Annotated in this window: 20 protein-coding genes; 5 read left to right on the forward strand and 15 right to left on the reverse strand. The window is 62.7% G+C overall.

Annotated elements, in window-relative coordinates; genetic code table 11:
• Position 1: 1 nt before the first annotated feature.
• The 12 genes from PHP91_RS00875 to PHP91_RS00930 all read right to left on the reverse strand — a co-directional run bounded on the left by PHP91_RS00875 (position 2) and on the right by PHP91_RS00930 (position 10474).
• Complete coding sequence (locus PHP91_RS00875; RefSeq protein WP_300135608.1) at positions 2–409, reverse strand: hypothetical protein; 408 nt, start codon at positions 407–409, stop codon at positions 2–4.
• 11 nt (positions 410–420) lie between these two features.
• On the reverse strand, positions 421–747 hold the full coding sequence (locus tag PHP91_RS00880; RefSeq protein ID WP_300135609.1) for a hypothetical protein: 327 nt from the start codon (positions 745–747) through the stop codon (positions 421–423).
• Between the two features lie 3 nt (positions 748–750).
• Positions 751–1467 carry a flagellar basal body-associated FliL family protein gene (locus tag PHP91_RS00885; RefSeq protein ID WP_300135610.1) on the reverse strand — a complete coding sequence of 239 codons (717 nt, stop codon included), beginning with the start codon at positions 1465–1467 and terminating at the stop codon, positions 751–753.
• Between the two features lie 23 nt (positions 1468–1490).
• Positions 1491–1871 (reverse strand): chemotaxis response regulator CheY, encoded by a 381-nt coding sequence (locus PHP91_RS00890; RefSeq protein ID WP_300135611.1) that lies wholly within the window; start codon positions 1869–1871, stop codon positions 1491–1493.
• A 21-nt stretch (positions 1872–1892) separates the two neighbouring features.
• Entirely contained in the window at positions 1893–2678 is a 786-nt protein-coding gene (locus PHP91_RS00895; protein WP_300135612.1) for a FliA/WhiG family RNA polymerase sigma factor, read from the reverse strand.
• The gene (locus tag PHP91_RS00900; RefSeq protein WP_300135613.1) at positions 2620–3447 is read right to left on the reverse strand and encodes a MinD/ParA family protein; all 828 of its coding nucleotides are present in this window, start codon (positions 3445–3447) and stop codon (positions 2620–2622) included. Before PHP91_RS00900 ends, PHP91_RS00895 begins: the two co-directional genes overlap by 59 nt.
• A 17-nt stretch (positions 3448–3464) precedes the next feature.
• Positions 3465–4553, reverse strand: coding sequence for a flagellar biosynthesis protein FlhF (locus PHP91_RS00905; protein ID WP_300135614.1), 1089 nt, complete (start codon positions 4551–4553; stop codon positions 3465–3467).
• A gap of 9 nt (positions 4554–4562) precedes the next feature.
• Positions 4563–6662, reverse strand: coding sequence for a flagellar biosynthesis protein FlhA (gene flhA / locus PHP91_RS00910; protein WP_300135615.1), 2100 nt, complete (start codon positions 6660–6662; stop codon positions 4563–4565).
• Between the two features lie 62 nt (positions 6663–6724).
• Positions 6725–7792: a flagellar biosynthesis protein FlhB gene (gene flhB / locus PHP91_RS00915; RefSeq protein WP_300135616.1), complete on the reverse strand. Its 1068-nt coding sequence runs from the start codon at positions 7790–7792 to the stop codon at positions 6725–6727.
• A 9-nt stretch (positions 7793–7801) separates the two neighbouring features.
• The gene (gene fliR, locus PHP91_RS00920) at positions 7802–8602 is read right to left on the reverse strand and encodes a flagellar biosynthetic protein FliR (protein WP_300135617.1); all 801 of its coding nucleotides are present in this window, start codon (positions 8600–8602) and stop codon (positions 7802–7804) included.
• 153 nt (positions 8603–8755) lie between these two features.
• Positions 8756–9661, reverse strand: a complete 906-nt coding sequence (locus PHP91_RS00925; protein WP_300135618.1) for a M23 family metallopeptidase — start codon at positions 9659–9661, stop codon at positions 8756–8758.
• Positions 9662–9724: 63 nt separating this feature from the next.
• Positions 9725–10474, reverse strand: coding sequence for a tRNA 2-thiocytidine biosynthesis TtcA family protein (locus PHP91_RS00930; RefSeq protein WP_300135619.1), 750 nt, complete (start codon positions 10472–10474; stop codon positions 9725–9727).
• Positions 10475–10645: 171 nt separating this feature from the next.
• Here PHP91_RS00930 and PHP91_RS00935 point away from each other — a divergent pair, with 171 nt between their 5' ends.
• From PHP91_RS00935 to moaC, 4 genes are read left to right on the forward strand one after another with little or no spacing between them, the layout of a single operon-like run.
• The gene (locus PHP91_RS00935) at positions 10646–12001 is read left to right on the forward strand and encodes a DUF4340 domain-containing protein (protein ID WP_300135620.1); all 1356 of its coding nucleotides are present in this window, start codon (positions 10646–10648) and stop codon (positions 11999–12001) included.
• Positions 12002–12030: 29 nt separating this feature from the next.
• Entirely contained in the window at positions 12031–12267 is a 237-nt protein-coding gene (gene rpoZ, locus PHP91_RS00940; protein WP_300135621.1) for a DNA-directed RNA polymerase subunit omega, read from the forward strand.
• A 6-nt stretch (positions 12268–12273) separates the two neighbouring features.
• A complete protein-coding gene (dnaJ, locus tag PHP91_RS00945) occupies positions 12274–13392 on the forward strand; it encodes a molecular chaperone DnaJ (RefSeq protein WP_300135623.1) in 1119 nt (372 codons plus the stop codon).
• Between the two features lies 1 nt (position 13393).
• Positions 13394–13870 (forward strand): cyclic pyranopterin monophosphate synthase MoaC, encoded by a 477-nt coding sequence (gene moaC / locus PHP91_RS00950; RefSeq protein WP_300135625.1) that lies wholly within the window; start codon positions 13394–13396, stop codon positions 13868–13870.
• A gap of 73 nt (positions 13871–13943) precedes the next feature.
• Here moaC and hisF read toward each other — a convergent pair whose 3' ends face one another.
• The gene (gene hisF, locus PHP91_RS00955; protein ID WP_300135627.1) at positions 13944–14723 is read right to left on the reverse strand and encodes an imidazole glycerol phosphate synthase subunit HisF; all 780 of its coding nucleotides are present in this window, start codon (positions 14721–14723) and stop codon (positions 13944–13946) included.
• Positions 14713–15354, reverse strand: coding sequence for an imidazole glycerol phosphate synthase subunit HisH (hisH, locus tag PHP91_RS00960; RefSeq protein WP_300135629.1), 642 nt, complete (start codon positions 15352–15354; stop codon positions 14713–14715). Before hisH ends, hisF begins: the two co-directional genes overlap by 11 nt.
• Positions 15355–15586: 232 nt before the next feature.
• Here hisH and PHP91_RS00965 point away from each other — a divergent pair, with 232 nt between their 5' ends.
• A complete protein-coding gene (locus tag PHP91_RS00965) occupies positions 15587–15748 on the forward strand; it encodes a hypothetical protein (RefSeq protein ID WP_300135630.1) in 162 nt (53 codons plus the stop codon).
• Between the two features lie 4 nt (positions 15749–15752).
• Here PHP91_RS00965 and PHP91_RS00970 read toward each other — a convergent pair whose 3' ends face one another.
• Complete coding sequence (locus PHP91_RS00970; RefSeq protein WP_300135631.1) at positions 15753–16541, reverse strand: DnaJ domain-containing protein; 789 nt, start codon at positions 16539–16541, stop codon at positions 15753–15755.
• Positions 16542–16554: the final 13 nt, after the last annotated feature.

Below are 16554 nucleotides of genomic sequence, written 5' to 3' on the forward strand. Positions count from 1 at the left end.
GTCAGGACTGGTCGAGGATCAGCTCGATTTCTTCGAGGCCGAGCCCGGTGGCTTTGGCAAGCTGGACCGGCGATTTCCCGGCCCGGTGGCCCTTGAGGATGAGCTCGCGCATGAACTGCGGGGACTGGCTGTACTCCCCGGCCAGGTCCACCAGCTTCTGGAGCTCGGCGGTGCGCTTTTCGATTTCGTTGTTGATGGTCACGAGTTCCTGCTGGCGGCGCTCGAAGGTGGCCACCAGCTCGTTTTCCAACCGGGTGTTGAACTGGAGCCGTTTGAGGAATTCCTCCTGCCGGGCCTGGAGGCCGGAGAGCATGGTTTCGGATTTGCGCAGGCGCAGGAAGAAGAGGATGACCACGCCCAGGAGGACGATTTCGCTGACGGTGAAGAGGATGAGAAGCAGGTCGGACATGGCGTTGGGGCTCAGATTTTGACGTTGACGATGTTGCCGGACCAGGGGGACGCGGAGGAGGGGTTGGTCTCGGGCTGCGCCTCCTCTTCCTTTTCATGCCGCTGCCGTTCGTGTTGGGCCTGTTGCTCTTGGTGCGGTCCGTCGCGGTCGACCGGGTCGGTCTTTTCCTTCTTTTCCACCTCCTGGACCTTGGTCTCGTTTTGGCGGATGTGCTCATTGATGAGCGGGCCGAACAACTGCTTCTGGATTTCCGGCTTGGCGTTTTCCACGTGCGCCACCCGCGCGACGTAGGGCGTTTGCGAAAGGAGGACCGGAAGGTCAAGGGGAGTCGGGCTCATGGCTCACCTCACTAGGTATTGCTCGAACAGCAGAGTGTCAAACTCTCCAAACCCCATGTATTGGTTGATGATGGCCAGCAGTTCCTTTTTCAGCTTGTCGCTGTTGTCCTTATCGGACAGAAATTCCAAATCCTTATTCTTGAGATAGTAATAGAGCGCGTTGCGGATGGTGTACGTCTCCTGCTTGAACTGCCGGGCCAGGCCGTCGTCCTGGGTGGAGACCACCACGCGGACTTCCAGGAACCGGATCTTGTCTTCCTTGTCGCGCTGCTCGATGAGGAACGGGTCCAGGCGGATGAGGATTTCCGGCTTTTCCTCGGCCTGGGGCGTTTCCTGCGTGGTCTGCGCGGGCGGTGGCGGCGGTGGCGGGGGAGCTTCCGGCTCCCGCAGGAGCAGGATGACGATGACGACCAGCAGCAGGAGAATGATGCCAGCGGCGATCAGGAACAGTTTGTTGCGCAGCAGCGCCTTGAAATCGAAACCCGGCTTCTTGGCCTCTTCGTCCAGAAGAGGCGTCTCCTCTTCGCGGGCCGGGCGTAATTCCTCTTCCTCCTCCTCGTCTTCGAGGAAGGGAGCGTCGTCCAGGTCGAGATCGACCTTTTGGGTGGCCTTGCTCGCCTCGCTGTCGTCGAGCTGGGCCTTGGACTGCCCGTTCCCCGCACCGTCCGATGCGGTTCCGTCGACGACATCTTCCGGATCATCCGGGACGAGCAGAACCATTGCGTGCGCCTAAAAAGGCCGGGCTAGCCGAAGATTTTCGCGATCTTCTGACCCAGCGTTTCGGGGGTGAACGGCTTGACGATGTAATTCGACACCTTGGCCTGGACCGCTTCGATGATGTTCTCCTGCTGGGCCTCGGCCGTGACCATCAGGAACGGGATGTCCGAGTATTCCTCGCTGGCGCGGACCTTGCGGAGCAGTTCGATGCCGGACATGTTGGGCATGTTCCAGTCGGAGACGATGAAGTCTATGTTGTCCTTGTTCAGGGTTTCCCACGCCGTGGAGCCGTCGTCGGCCTCGACGATGTTGGTGAAACCGAGCTGGCGCAGGATGTTCTTGATGATTTTGCGCATGGTGGAAAAGTCGTCGACCACGAGGACGCGCATGTTGGTATCGTAGGCCATTAGTGTCTCCTTTGCTCCCGTCTATTCGTTTTCGTATCTTGCTCTGAAGGTTTTTCTCAGTTTGCCGAGGGCTTGCGAGTGCAATTGGGAAACCCGTCCCTCGGTTATATCCATAACCTCGGCCGTTTCCTTCATGTTCAATTCCTCGCCATAATAGAGAGATATGACCAATTTTTCACGTGGCGTCAATTCCTCAATGAGATTGGCTACTTTGTCAACTATTTCCTGAAAAGCCGTGGATTGGAACGGCTCGTCGTCCGCCATGCTCTTGCGGCCGACCAGGTTGTCCTGGAAACTGTCCAGGCTGAGGCAGACCTGGTTGTTGAGCGCCTCCAGCCCCTGCTGGATTTCCCGCTCGGTCATGCCGGTATGGTGCTGCAACTGTTCCGTGGTGGCGGGGCTGCCGGTCTCGTGCTCGATCTGGCGCTGGGCGTCCTCCAGCACCTTGACCTTTTGCCGGAGCCCGCGCGAAAACCAGTCCATGCGCCGCAGTTCATCAAGCATGGCGCCCTTGATGCGGTTCTCGGAGTAGGTGTCGAACTTGATGCCCAGCTCGGGGTTGTACTTCCCGAGGGCGTCGAGCAGCCCCAGGCTTCCCGCGCTGATCAGCTCGCCGAGCTCCACGCTCTGCGGCAGCTTGGCCTTGAGCCTGAGGGCGAGAATCCGGATTTTGGGCGCGTAGAAGCGGACGATATCCTCCCGGTCGCGGGGAGAGAAATCGTCCCAGCATTTGCCGCCGCTCTCCAGGTCACGCCACGGACCGTTCCTGGAAGAGGAGCTTTTTCCAGAAGAATTTAATATTGCCATCGGTGTTCGGGGTTACTTTCCAACCGTTGATTTTCTGGGCGGCCTGGCGGACGGCCACGCTGGCCGGCGCCTTGGGAAACTTGTGGCAGAACGGCGTCTGGGCGATGACCGAGTGGCGCACGTTGGGATCGTAGGGCACGAAGCCCACCAGGTCCAGCGAGATGCCGTCGAGGAAATGGTCGCAGGCGTTGAGCAGCTTGAGGTAGACCTCGCGCGCGCTTTTCTGGTCCTTGACCATGTTGACCAGGACCCGGAACTTCTCCACGCCGTGCTGCAGCTTGAGCACCTTTATCAGGGCGTAGGCGTCGGTCAGTGAGGTGGGCTCGGGGGTGATGACCAGGAGCCGCTCCTGCACAGCGAGGTTGAAGTAGAGCACGTTGTCGTTGATGCCCGCGCCGGTGTCCACGATCAGGAAGTCCACGTTGTCCTCCAGCGAGTCCATGGCGTCGAGCAGGTCGAGCTTCTGCCCCCTGTCCAGGGCGACCATGTCGCTCACGCCGGACGAGGCCGGAAGGATCCGGAAGCCGTAGGGCGTGTCGAAGAGGATCTTGTCCAGGGTCATGTCCTCGTGAAAGAGGTGAAACAGGTTCTTCTCGGGGGCCAGGCCGAGGATGACGTCCACGTTGGCCAGCCCCAGGTCGGCGTCGAGCAGGACCACGTTCTTGCCCGCCTGGCTCAGGCTGTAGGCCAGGTTGACGGACATGTTGGTCTTGCCCACGCCGCCCTTGCCGGACGTGACGGAAAAAACCAGGGGCAGATGCGAAGTCATGGCGTGGTTTCGTCTCCTTACGGTTGAATGGTGCCGCCGGGCAGCTTGCGCATGAACAGAAGCCTCCAGAGCATCTCGCTTTTGGCCGGAGCGAGGCTGTTTTTCAGGCCGGAACCGTATGACAGGGCGGAAACCGGCAGGCCGGTGGCGAACGCCATGTTCAGTATTGCTCCGAATGTACAGGCTTCATCGAGTTTCGTCCAGATAACGCTTGCAAGTTGCTCACTTTTATATTTTTCGGTGAATCGCTCGAATTGGGCCGGGCTGAAATAGGGATTGAGCACCAGGTGGATGGACAGATCGGAGGTCCCGGAGAGGCCGTAGAGATCGGTCCAGTCCCTCAGGGTGGTGGTCCCGGCCAGGCCCGGCAGGTCGATGAGGATCAGGTCGAAATGGCCGGCCTCCTTCTTCAGGAGCGCGAAGTCGTCCCGGGTGATGATCTCGCGGAAGGCGAGGCCGGAAAGCTCGGCGTAGTGCTTGAGCACCAGGCGGCCCTTGCCCCCGGCGTCGGCCGTGGCCAGGCAGATGCGCAGCCGGGGGTTGGCTTTCTTCTCGCGCAGGGCCAGGCGGATGAGCGTGGACGTCTTGCCCGCGCCGCCGGGGCCGGCGAAGGCGTGCAGCGGCGTCTTCCACTCGGCCATGGTCAGGGGCCGGACCGACGCCGTGCGCTCCAGCAGGGGGACGATGGACTTGCGGCCGTCCTCGCGCAGTTCGCAGAAGAGCCGGGCCAGGACCCGCTCGTCGACCTCTTCGCGCTCCAGGTACTCCATGGCCAGCTTCTGCTTGGGCGAGAGGATGTTCATGTCCATCTGCGATTTCATCAGGGCCATGATCTGGCCCTTGATCTGGGTCCATTCCCGCTGCCAGCCCACGCCGTTGTCCAGGGCGTCCTCGATGACCGCCTCGCGGGTGGCGTCCCTTTGCGTTCCCCTGGCCTTTCTGGCCGAGGCGGGCGGGGCGTCGATGGCCGCCACGATCTCGCAGCACTTGGTCCCGTTTTCGGTGACGGTCTTGTTGGAGAGGATCACGGCGTCGGTGCCGAGTTCCGCCTTGATCTTTTCGAATGCCGCGGTGGAGGTGGCGGCCCGGAAGGTCTTCATCTGCATGGGTCGGTCCTAGATGGTCACGGTTGCTGCCGATTGAATCTTCACATCAGCCGGAATTTCCGCCTGGGAAAGCACAGGCAGGGTCGGGAGGAAACGGTTGAGGAGCTGGGCGAACTGGCTTCTGATCTGCGGGGTGACGAGCAGCACTGGCTGGCCGTCGGCGACCATGGCGTCCTCCGAGGCCTTGTTGATGGCCTGGATGATCCGCTGGGCCTGGCCCGGCTCCAGGGCGAGATAGCCGCCCTGTTCGGCCGGGCGCATGGCGCTGTTCAGAATCTCGTCGATGGCCGGGTGCAGGGTGATGATCGGCAGGACGCCGTCGTCGCCCAGGTAGGGCTTGACGATGGTCCGGGACATCTTGGCGCGGACGAATTCGGTGAGCTGCGTCGGGTCCTGGGTGGCCGTGGCGTAGTCGGCCAGGGTCTCTACGATGGTCAGCAGGTCGCGGATGGAGACGTTCTCCTGGACCAGGGACTGGAGCACCTTCTGGACGCCGCCCAGGGAAAGCAGGTTGGGCACCAGGCTCTCCACGGCCTTGGGGGCGCGCTTGGAGAGGTTGTCCAGCAGCTCCTGGGTCTCCTGGCGGCCGAGGAATTCGTGCAGGTTGCGGCGGAAGACCTCGGTGAGGTGCGTGGCGATGACCGTGGAGGGATCGACCACGGTGTAACCCGCGAGCATGGCCTCTTCCTTCTGGGCCTGGGGAATCCAGACCGCCGGGAGGTTGAAGGCGGGCTCCACGGTCTCCACGCCCTGGATGCGGTGCTTGGCGTCGCCCGGGTCCATGGCCAGGTAGTGGTCGATGAGCAGTTCGGCCTGGGCCACGGGGTTGCCCTTGATGACCACCCGGTACTCGCCCGGCTTGAGCTGGAGGTTGTCGCGCAGGTGGAGGGAGGGGATGACCACGCCCATGTCCAGAGCGAACTGGCGGCGGATGGAGCGGATGCGCGAGAGCAGGTTGCCGTTCTGTTCCTCGTCCACCAGGGGGATGAGGCCGTAGCCGACCTCCAGCTCCAGTTGGTCGAGGGGGAGCAGGGCCTGCACCTCTTCCGGGGTGTCCAGGGTCTGGGCCTCGGGCTTGGCCTTGTCGTCCTCGTTGCCTGCGAACTGCTTCTGCTGGTTGGCGGAGAGCCGGGAAATGGTGAAGACGATGATGGCCAGGGTGAGGAAGGGCAGGGTGGGCATGCCGGGCACGAGGGCGAAGATGACCAGGATGCCGGAGACCAGCTTGAGCGCGCGGTGGTGGAAGGAGAGCTGGCCGATGAATTCCTCGCCCATCTTGGCCTCGGCCGCGGCGCGGGAGACGATGATGCCCGCCGAGGTCGAGATGATAAGCGAAGGGATGGTGGCCACCAGGCCGTCGCCGATGGTCAGCAGGGTGTAGGTCTGGGCCGCGTCCATCCAGTTCATGTCCTTCTGGATGACGCCGATGAGGAAGCCGCCGATGATGTTGATGGCGGTGATCATCAGGCCGGCCTTGACGTCGCCCGAAACGAACTTGCCCGCACCGTCCATGGCGCCGTAGAAGTCCGCCTCGCGGCGCATGTGGTCGCGCCGCTTGGTGGCTTCGGCTTCGTCGATGAGGCCGGCGTTGAGGTCGGCCTCGACGGCCATCTGCTTGCCGGGCATGGCGTCCAGGGTGAAGCGCGCCGCCACTTCGGCGATGCGCGTGGTGCCGTTGACGATGACGGTCTTGTTCAGGATGAACAGGATCATGAAAATGACGATGCCGATGACGTAGTTGCCGCCCACGACGAACTCGCCGAAGCTCTGGATGACCGAACCGGCGGCGCCGGTGCCCTCGTCGCCGTGCAGGAGGATGGCTCGGGTGGTGGCCACGTTGAGCGCCAGGCGGAGCAGGGTGGTGACCAGGAGCAGCGAGGGGAAGATCGAAAATTCGAGCGGCGAGGTCATGAACATGGAGGTGATCAGGATGACCATGCCGAGGGAGATGGAAACCGTGAGCATGAAGTCGAGAAAGGGCGTGGGCAGCGGAACGAGCATGACGAAGAGGATCGTCACCACGCCCGCGGCCAGCAGGATGTCGCCCTGCTTGGCGAACTTCTCGTAATTGATCTCGGGAATGGCGGCTTCGTTCTTGGTTCGAGCCATGTTTTTGACACCTCTTGGACGATTTTTTTGGGGTCGTCCCGAGGAGCCATGACTTTGCGTAACTAGCGGCGATTCCTGAATTTATCCAGCTTGGCCAGAACCGCTGCAACCGCTTGGAAGAGCTCCTCGGGGATGGACTCTCCGATTTCCACCTGTTTATACAAAGCGCGTGCCAAGGGAGGGTTGGATTCGATGGGGATATGGTTCTCCCTGGCCAGCTCCTTGATGCGCTCCGCCACGCGGTTCATGCCCTTGGCCAGGACGCGGGGCGCGGGGGCGATCATGGCGTCGTATTGCAGGGCCACGGCGTAGTGCGTCGGGTTGGTGATGACGACGTCCGCCTTGGGCACGTCCTGGAACATCCGCTTGCTCATCATCTCCAGCATCTTGCGTTTCTGCCGCTGCTTGATGGCCGGGTCGCCTTCCGCCTGCCGCCGCTCGTCCTTGACTTCATCCTTGGTCATCTTGATGTTTTCCTCGTAGTCCCAGCGGGAATACCAGAGGTCCGCGATGGCGATGATCATCATGGGCACCAGGGCGTAGCAGGTCATCTTGTAGCCAATGGACAGGAGGTAGCCGATAATGCCCTCGGTGGTGGCGTTGAAGAGCGGCAGGAGGTTGTTCATCTCCTGCTTGATGACGATATAGGGGGCGATGCCCACGGCCAGGGCCTGGAGGATGCTTTTGGCCAGCTTGACGAAGGCCTGGGGGCTGATCATGAGCTTTTTCAGGCCGCCCATGATGTTGAAGAGCTTGCCGAACTTGGGGCGCATGGGCTTGGTCGTCCACAGCTTGCCCACCTGGAGCCGCAGGGTGATGTAGGCCGTGGCCACCAGGACGAGCATGAAGGGCAGGACCAGGAGCGCCATCTTCTTGAGGCCCCAGGTGAAGAGCCAGTAGGCGCTCGACTTGTTCACGTCCAGCTTGATGGCCTCGGTGAAGGTCCAGCGGTATATCTCTGCGAACTGGTCGTGGTAGAATCCGATTAAAAAGCGCAGGGCCAGGACGCCCGCCAGGAGCACCATGACCTTGGTGATCTCGTCGCCCTTTGCGACGTTGCCGTCTTTGCGGAGCTTGTCGCGCCGTTTCCCTGTGGCTTTTTCTGTTTTGCTCGGATCGGACTGAGGCATGGCGGCTTCCTAGAGCGCGGGGGGCGCTGGGGGCGCGAGGGCCTTGAGGATGTTGGTCGAGATGGGACCGAACTGCTGGATGAAGTCGCCGACGTAGTTGTTCATGATGGTGAAGATGAACCCGATGAAGAAGAAGCCCACGGCGATCTTGAGGGGAAAGCCGAGGGTGAGCACGTGCATCTGCGGCGCGGCGCGCGAGATGAGGGCCAGGGCCAGGTCCACCAGGAACAGGGCGGCCATGACCGGGGCCGCGATCTTGATGGCCAGGGTGAAGACGATGTTGGAATATTGCAGCATGTTGGTGGCCATGCGCGGGGTGAGCAGCAGGCCGCCCGGCGGGACGTACTGGAAGCTCTGGCCCAGGGCGCTCAGGAGCTGGAGGTGGCCGTTGAGAACCAGGAAGGTGAGCATGGTGCACATGTACATGAAGTGCGCCGTGGCCGTGTTGCTGGTTCCGGTGATGGGGTCAACGACGTTGACCATGGCGAAACCCATCTGGAAGCCGATGATCTGGCCGCCGAACTGGACGGCCGCGAACAGGAACCGGACCAGCAGCCCGAGGATCAGCCCGAGGATCAACTCGCCGATGATCATCAGGGCGATGCCGATCCCGTTTGCGGGCATCAGCGAGCCGGGGAAAGAGAGCTGGGGCCACACCGCCATGGCCAGCACCAGAGTGAGGGCGGCCTTGATCGGGTTCGGGATGGAGTTGCCTCCGAAAAAGGGCAGCAGGAAGAGGATGACGCTGATCCGAAACAGCGTCAGCAGAAAGCTCAGCACGTCGCCGGGGTTGAAGCCGAACAGTTCCATTCCCTAATCCGTTGCAAGACCCGAACCAGTCGGCCTGCGCCTTGGCTCGCGGCGTTTTCGGCCTTGGACGCGCGTTGATGGCGTCCAAAAAAAGACACCCCTCTTGGAAGGTGCGATTCCAAGAGGGGTGGTATCTGGCATGGATGAATCGCGCTAGTTCAGGATGTAGCGTTTGGGGTTGACGGGCACGCCGTTGAGCCGGACCTCGTAGTGGAGGTGCGGGCCGGTGCTGCGGCCGGTGTTGCCCACGTAGCCGATGAGCTCGCCACGGGTGACGACCTGGTCGGGCTTGACCGCGATGCGGTTCAGGTGGGCGAACCGGGTGGAAAGGCTGGCGTTGTGCTTCAGGCGGATGGACAGGCCGTAGGAGCCGTCGCGGCCGGTGAAGGTGATGAGGCCGCGCGCCGGGGCGTAGACCGGGGTGCCGCGCGGGGCGGAGATGTCGATGCCCTTGTGGAACTCTCGTTTGCCCGTGAACGGGGAGGTCCGCCAGGCGAAGCCCGAGGTGACCCAGCCCGAGGTGGGCCAGATGGAGGGGGTGGCCTCCAGCATGTTCTGGTTGCTGCGCAGGGTGTGCAGGATTTCCTGCTGGCGGACTTCCTCAAGCCGGGCCTCGACGTTGAGCTGGCGGAGAAAGTCGTGCATCTTGCGGGCGAGGAGCTCCTGCCGGTAGAGCGGGAGGTAGCCCTTGGAGAAATTCTCGTTGGCCGGGCCGCCCTTGGGAGCGGTGGCCTGGCTGGCGTCCTGGTCGAGGTTGATCATGACGCGGAGCTTGGAGTCGAAATCACGGATTCTGTCGAGGTTCTTCTGGAGGGCGACGATCTTCTGCGTAAGGCTGAGAAGTTGGGATTTTTGTTCCTGGACGGTCTTTTCCGCCAGGTTGAGGCCTTGTTCGATGCGGAAGTTGTGAACGTATTTTTTCCAGAGGACGACGTTGCCCGCGGCCAGGCCGACCACGAGGAAAAAAAGGGAGGCAAGCACCCATCCCCGCAACTGGAATTTGCGGCAGGAACCCTGCTTGTCCTTGAAGACGACGATATGATATTTTCTGAAAAGCATACTCTTTCCAGTCGGTTGCATGTTCAACTTGCCGACTAGGAGGGCGGCAAAATCCTTATTAGTCTAGACTTTTTTACTTGTCAAGTCAACCTGTTGGCGGATAATGGCGTTGAAGACATTATTCTTGATCCGGCGGTCGTTTTTCCAGGTTTGCCGCAGCCATTCGTGCACTTCAGTCCGCTTGGTGGCGCCGTTGGAAGGGCAGGTGTTTTCCCATATGGGCAGCGCCCACTGGCGGGCCGCCTTGATGACGACGCTTTTTTCGAGCAACATGGTCGGCCGGATGACGCGCAGGTTGCCGCCGAAGAAGGGCTCATTGGCGGAAAGCCCCTCGGCCCGGCCGTTCTGGAAGATGTTCATGAAGAAGGTGACCACGTTGTCGTCCGCGTTGTGGCCGAAGGCGAGGTGGGAGAGGTTGTAGTCGCGGCAGAGTTCGAAGAGTCGCTTGCGCCGGAGCATGCTGCAATAGAAGCAGGGCGAGTTGCGTCGGTTCTCCTCGCTGTGCGCGCGGGGGCCGTAGTCCGTCAGTTCGGCGTGGAGCGCGACCCCGTGCGCGGCGCACCAATCGCCGAGCGCGGCGTGGGCCTTCGGGTCGAAGCCGGGGTTGACGTGCAGGGCCATGAGCTCCACCGGGAAGGGCATGATGGCCTGGCGGATGGTCAGCACCTTGAGCATCAGGAAGCTGTCCACCCCGCCGGACACGGCCACGCCGACGCGCGCGCCGGACTCCACCATGCCGGTGCGCTGCATGAGCTTGCCGGTGGCGGAAACGCACTGTTTCTGCGCAAAGGTCAGTTTGCCCCAGGAGGCCATGGTCGTTCTCCGATGATCGTTGGCGGCGCGGGTTCGGTTCGTGGCAGATAGACGATTCTTCCTTGACTTGCAAGTGCGGCTTTGGCAAATTTATTCGCTTCCGCGACGGGCTGAAAATCTGTCGGGGCGAACGAAATCCAGTCCATCGGGTACCCCCTGGAGGGTCGCTTTTTGAAACGTTGCATATACCTATTGACGACCATCCTGCTGATAGGCGCCGCCGTTGCGGTCTACTGGCACGCCAAGCCGGAGGAGACCGTGGTCGATGAGCCGCGCTGGCTGTCCCGCCCGTTCGGCAACGTGGTCTCGATCCACATCCAGGGCGAGCAGGGAACCTACATGCTGGCGGTGAAGGACGGCCAGTGGGAGGCCCAGGTGCCCGGCGTGTCCTGGAACGTCCAGGCCCGGGCGGTGGCCGACAAGGTCAAGGATTTTCTCTCCCGGCTCGAAGCCCTGGCTCCCCAGCGGGCCATCGGCGGGTTCGACCGGGGCGGTTTCGAGCAGTACGGCCTGGACAACCCGACGCTGAAGATCATCGTCACCTTCGGCGACAAGGACAAGAGCACGCTGGTGGTCAAGCTGACCTCCAACGCGTCCGGCGACGTGTACGGCTGGAATTCCGACAGCCAGGCCCTGGTCTACGAGTTCGACCGGGACATCCTGAAGCAGTTCGGCCTGCCCGCCCGCCATTTTCTGGATACCCGCGTCTTCCAGTTCGACGAGAAGACGGTCGGCAAGGTGCAACTGGTCCAGCCCTTCGGGTCAAGCTGGCTTGTGGAGCGGCGCAAGCAGGGCTTCTTTTTCACCCTGCCGGGCTACCTCAAGGACAAGCCCGCGTCGGATTCGGAGCTCAAGCTCTACATTCACTCCCTGGCCTTGCTGCGCGCCAACCGGCTGCTCCTGGAGCCCGTGGCCGCCGAGAACCGGATTCCGGCCCTGACCATCAAGATATGGGCCGAAAAGTCGGAGGAGCCCGCGAGCGTGGAGTTCTTTCCGGTCAAGGAGGACCCCGCCATCTATTTCGGCCGTTCCTCCTGGCTGACGGTGCCCTTCGTGCTGGACGCCCAGAGCGTGGCCCAGTTGGTCAAGAGCGCTTTCGACGTCCAGGGCCGCACGGTCATCAAGCTGGACATCGGCACGGTGGCGCGGTTCGTGGTCCGCAACGGGAGCACGGAATACCGCCTGGAGCGCAGCGCCACGGGCTGGCGGATCAAGGGCGAGAAAAAAGACATCCCCGGCATTGACATGTCGCTGTGGCGATTTACAGAATTACAGTTTGAGGCGCTGCCGCTCAACAACCTGCCGGAGACGGCCATCCCGCTCCTGTATTGCCGGTTGGAGAACGGCGACGGCGAGAAATTGACGGAATTGACGTTCTACGCCGATCCCCGCCTGCCCCAGGGGCAGTGCTGGATGAAGAACGGCGGCGGCATGTACTATCCCGTTTCGAGCCGACTCGTTAAGGACCTGCAAGGAATGTTTCCGGTGCAGGCGACCGGGCCCGCGCCCGACGCCGCCGGACAATAAGGCATAAGCCGCTTTTAAGGAGAATACCCATGGCTCGCATCACCGTTGAGGATTGCCTGGAAAAGGTCAGCAACCGCTTCCTCATCACCCAGATGGGCATCAAGCGCGTCAAGCAGTACCGCGAGGGGTACCCGCCCCTGGTGGAGACCAAGAACAAGGAAGTGGTGAACGCCCTGCGCGAGATCGCCGCCGGCAAAATCCTGCCCGACCAGCATGTCCCGGACGTCGACATCGACCTCGCCGAGTCTGGAGAAGCAGAAAACTAGTCCGCCATGGCCAAACGCGATTACTACGAAGTCCTGGGCGTCGAAAAGACGGCCGTCCAGGATGAGATCAAGTCCGCCTATCGGAAGCTGGCGTTCAAGTTCCATCCCGACCGGAACCAGGACGATCCCGAGGCGGAGGCCAAGTTCAAGGAGGCCGCCGAGGCCTATGAGATCCTGGGCAACGCGGAGAAGCGGCAGACCTACGACCGGTTCGGCCACGAAGGCCTGAACGGCCAGGGGTTCTCCGGCTTCACCAACAGCGAGGACATCTTCGGCGCCTTCAGCGACATCTTCGGCGAAGTGTTCGGCTTTTCCTCGGCCGGGCGGGGCGGCGGCAACCGTCCCCGGCCCGGCGCGGACCTGCGCTACAACCTCGACATCTCCTTCCGCGAGGCGGCCAAGGGGACCGAGGTCAGCATCACCATCCCGGTGGAGCAGCCCTGCGAGGCGTGCCACGGCACCGGCGCGGCCCCCGGGTCGTCGCCGCAGGTCTGCCCCCAGTGCGGCGGCCACGGCACCATGCAGCAGTCCCAGGGGTTCTTCCGGATCTCCGTCACCTGCCCCCAGTGCCACGGCTCGGGCCGGATCATCTCCGAGCCCTGCCCGGAGTGCATGGGCCGGACCTCCGTCATCCGCGACAAGGACCTCAAGGTCCGCATCCCGGCCGGGGTGGACAACAACTCACGGCTCCGGCTGCGCGGCGAGGGGGAGGCGGGCGTCAACGGCGGGCCTCCGGGCGATCTCTACGTGGTCATCCACGTGGCCCCGGACGACGTCTTCGAGCGCCAGGGACAGAACCTGATCATCGGGCGTGACATTTCCTTTGTCCAGGCCGCCCTGGGCCACCGGCTGGAAGTGCCGACTTTGGATCAGCCCGTGAATCTCGACATTCCCAAGGGCGCCCAGAGCGGCGAGGTCTTCCGCCTGCGCGGGCTCGGGCTGCCGCATCTCGGCTCCACCCACAGCGGCGACCTGCTGGTGGAGGTCACGGTCAAGACCCCGACCCACCTGAACAAGCGCCAGGAGGCGCTGCTCAAGGAGTTCGCGGAGATCGAGGCCAAGAAACTGACCACCAAGGCCAAGGACTTCTTCAAGAAGGCCAAGGACAAGGTGATGGGAGAGTAGCATGACCGGCTTTTCGCACATGGATCAGGACGGCAACGCCCGCATGGTGGACGTTTCGGCCAAGGGCGACACCGCCCGCACGGCCATCGTCCGGGGCGTGGTCCGGCTGGCCCCGGCGACCATGGATCTGCTCCGGCGCGACGCCCTGCCCAAGGGCGACGTCCTGACCACGGCCAAGATCGCGGGCATCCAGGCGGCCAAGCGCACGGCCGACCTGATTCCCATGTGCCACCCCCTGCCCGTCAGCTACGTGGACATCCGCTTCACCGTGGACGCGGAGACGAGCACCATCGAGCTGGAATGCGAGGTGCGCACCACCTACAAGACCGGCGTGGAGATGGAGGCCCTGATCGGCGTCCAGGTCGCGGCGGCCACCATCTACGATATGTGCAAGGCCGTGCAGAAGGACATCGTCATCGATCGCTGCCGCCTGGTCTACAAGTGCGGCGGCAAGAGCGGGACCTTCCAAGCCGAATAGCCGCGCGAATCAATGCGAAAAAAAGCCACCGTCCTTCCGGGCGGTGGCTTTTCTTTCGTCTTCCAGGGAAACGCTACCAGACGGTGCGCATGTGGACCCCGGCGTCCTGCATGTACCGCTTGAGCTGGGGGATGGTGTATTCGCCGTAGTGGACGATGGAGGCGATGAGGGCGGCGGTGGCCCGGCCCTTGGTCACGGCGTCGACCATGTGCTGCGGCGCGCCTGCGCCGCCGGAGGCGATGACCGGGATGGTCACGGATTCCGCCACCAGCCGGGTCAGCTCCAGGTCGTAGCCGTCCTTGGTGCCGTCGGCGTCGATGGAGTTCAGGCAGATCTCGCCCGCGCCCAGCGCCTCGCCGGTCTTGGCCCACTCGATGGCGTCCATGCCCATGTACTTGCGGCCGCCGTGGATGACGATCTCGAAGCCGGAGGGGATGGTCTCGGACTTCTCGACCCGCTTCACGTCCATACCCAGGACAACGCACTGGGAGCCGAAACGGACCGCGCCCTCGCTGATGATGTCCGGATTCTTGACCGCGCCGGAGTTGACCGAGACCTTTTCGGCCCCGGCCAGGAGCACGTCGCGCATGTCGGCGACGGAGTTGATGCCGCCGCCCACGGAGAAGGGGATGAATATCTGCGAGGCGACCTTTTCCACCACGTCCAGGAAGATGCCGCGCCCCTCGCTGGAGGCGGTGATGTCGTAGAAGACGATCTCGTCCGCGCCTTCCTCGTAGTAGCGGCGGGCGGTCTCCACGGGGTCGCCGATGTTCACGTTGCCCTTGAACTTGATGCCCTTGGTCAACTGGCCGTTGCGGACGTCCAGGCAGGGGATGACGCGTTTACTGAGCATCGGCGGCCTCCAGGCAGTAGTCGTGGAAGTTGCGGAGCAGCTTGAGGCCGGGGCGGCCGCTCTTTTCCGGGTGGAACTGGACGGCCCAGAGCCCCTCGCGGCCGTGCAGGGAGCAGAAGTCTATGCCGTACCGGGTGGTGCCGATGACGAACTCCTCCTTGGGCGCGGGATAGTAGCTGTGCACGAAGTAGAAGCAGGCGTCGGGCTCGATGTCCTTGAACAGCCGACATTCGCGCTTCAGCTCCACCTGGTTCCAGCCCATGTGGGGGACGCGGATGGGAATGCCCTCGTAGTCCAGCCAGGAGGGGTTGAAGAGGCGGCACTCGCCGGGGATGACCTTGAGGGCCTTGGTGTCGTTCTCCTCGCTGTAGTCCAGGAGGATCTGGCAGCCGACGCAGATGCCGAGCACGGGCTTGTTGCGGGCGATGAGCCCCTTGATGACGTCGTCGAGTCCGGCCGAATGGAGTTCGTCCATGGCCTGTCCGGCCGCGCCCACGCCGGGAAAGATGATTCCGGCGGCCTTGTCCAGCTTGGCCGGGTCGTTGGTGATCTCGTTTGGAATTCCGAGGTGCTCCAGCGCCCTGTGGACACTGGTCTGGTTCCCCGCCTTGTAGTCGAAAATGGCGAGCATGCGTGCCTCCGCTCAGCTTTTGAGTTTATACAGCGACTAGTAAAATTCCATGGGGAAAACAAGGGGTTTTTTGGTATTGGCAAAATTGTTGAATCAACGAAAAAAATTACAAGAATGTGATAATTTTTATACGAAAATGAAGGGTTGAAAAGGGAAAACGGGCGAGATGGCGAGCCATTCTGCCATTGGCATGACAATTGATTGTTCAGTCAAAAGAATGGGAGGTCACATGATGTACGAACTGCTTGCGATGACGCTGTGGATGCTGGCCGGGGCGCTGGTGGCGGTGCTGTTTTTCTGCAACGTGGAGTGGGCCCCCATCGTGGCCCGGCGGATGGCGCGGGAGAATCGGTTCGTGCTGTCCGGGGAGCGCAGGGCGCCGAGGCTGCGCTGACGGGTCAGCGGGCGTAGACCCGCAGGATGAGGTCGCCCGCGAGGGGACCGAGCTTGCGGCCCAGTCCCTTGAGGCGGATGGGACGGCCCACCACGAAGTCCCTGGGCAGGGTCACCTCCACGGTCCTGGGCCCCTTGCTGAAGGACTGCTCAACGGAGATGCGGATCTTGCGGCCGGGCATGAGTTGGATGGCCGGGAAGTAGACGGTCTGCTCGTGGTCCATCTGGCCCTTGAACCAGGCCTTGACCGAGCCGAACAGTCCCTTGCGGAAGTCGAGGTTCAGGGTGCGTTCGCCCCAGTGCAGCTTGACCCTCCGGCGTTTCACCTCCAGCGGCCCCTTGTAGCCGGGCTGCTCCTTCCTGATCTTGCTGTAGATGTCCTCGAACACCTGGCGGGCGAAGGGGTCGTTCAGGATGTCCTTCAGGACCTCCTCTTCCTTGTAGTACATGCCCTGGTGGCGGGAGCGGGCGGACTGCTGGTGCGTGAAATGCGGTTTGCCCTGTCTTTTCTGCTGGCGGGCGTAGGCTTCTGCCCCGTCCCGGCGGCTGGCCGAAGGCTTTTCCCGTCCTTCCGCATCGGCAGCGGCGGTTCCGGCCGGGCCGTCGCCGTTGCCGAGCAGGTCCTTGGCCGTGACATAGGCCTCGTTGACCTCGCGGAATTTGGCCGAGGCGGCCGGGTCGGCGTTGAGGTCGGGGTGATACTGGAAGGCCAGGCGGCGGAACGCGTGCTTGACCTGGGCCGGGGTCGCTCCATCGGGCAACTGGAGTATGCGGAGACATTCCTGAATGGTCATGGAGCACCTGGCT

Source organism: Pseudodesulfovibrio sp., from assembly GCF_028692895.1.
Classification (GTDB): domain Bacteria; phylum Desulfobacterota; class Desulfovibrionia; order Desulfovibrionales; family Desulfovibrionaceae; genus Pseudodesulfovibrio.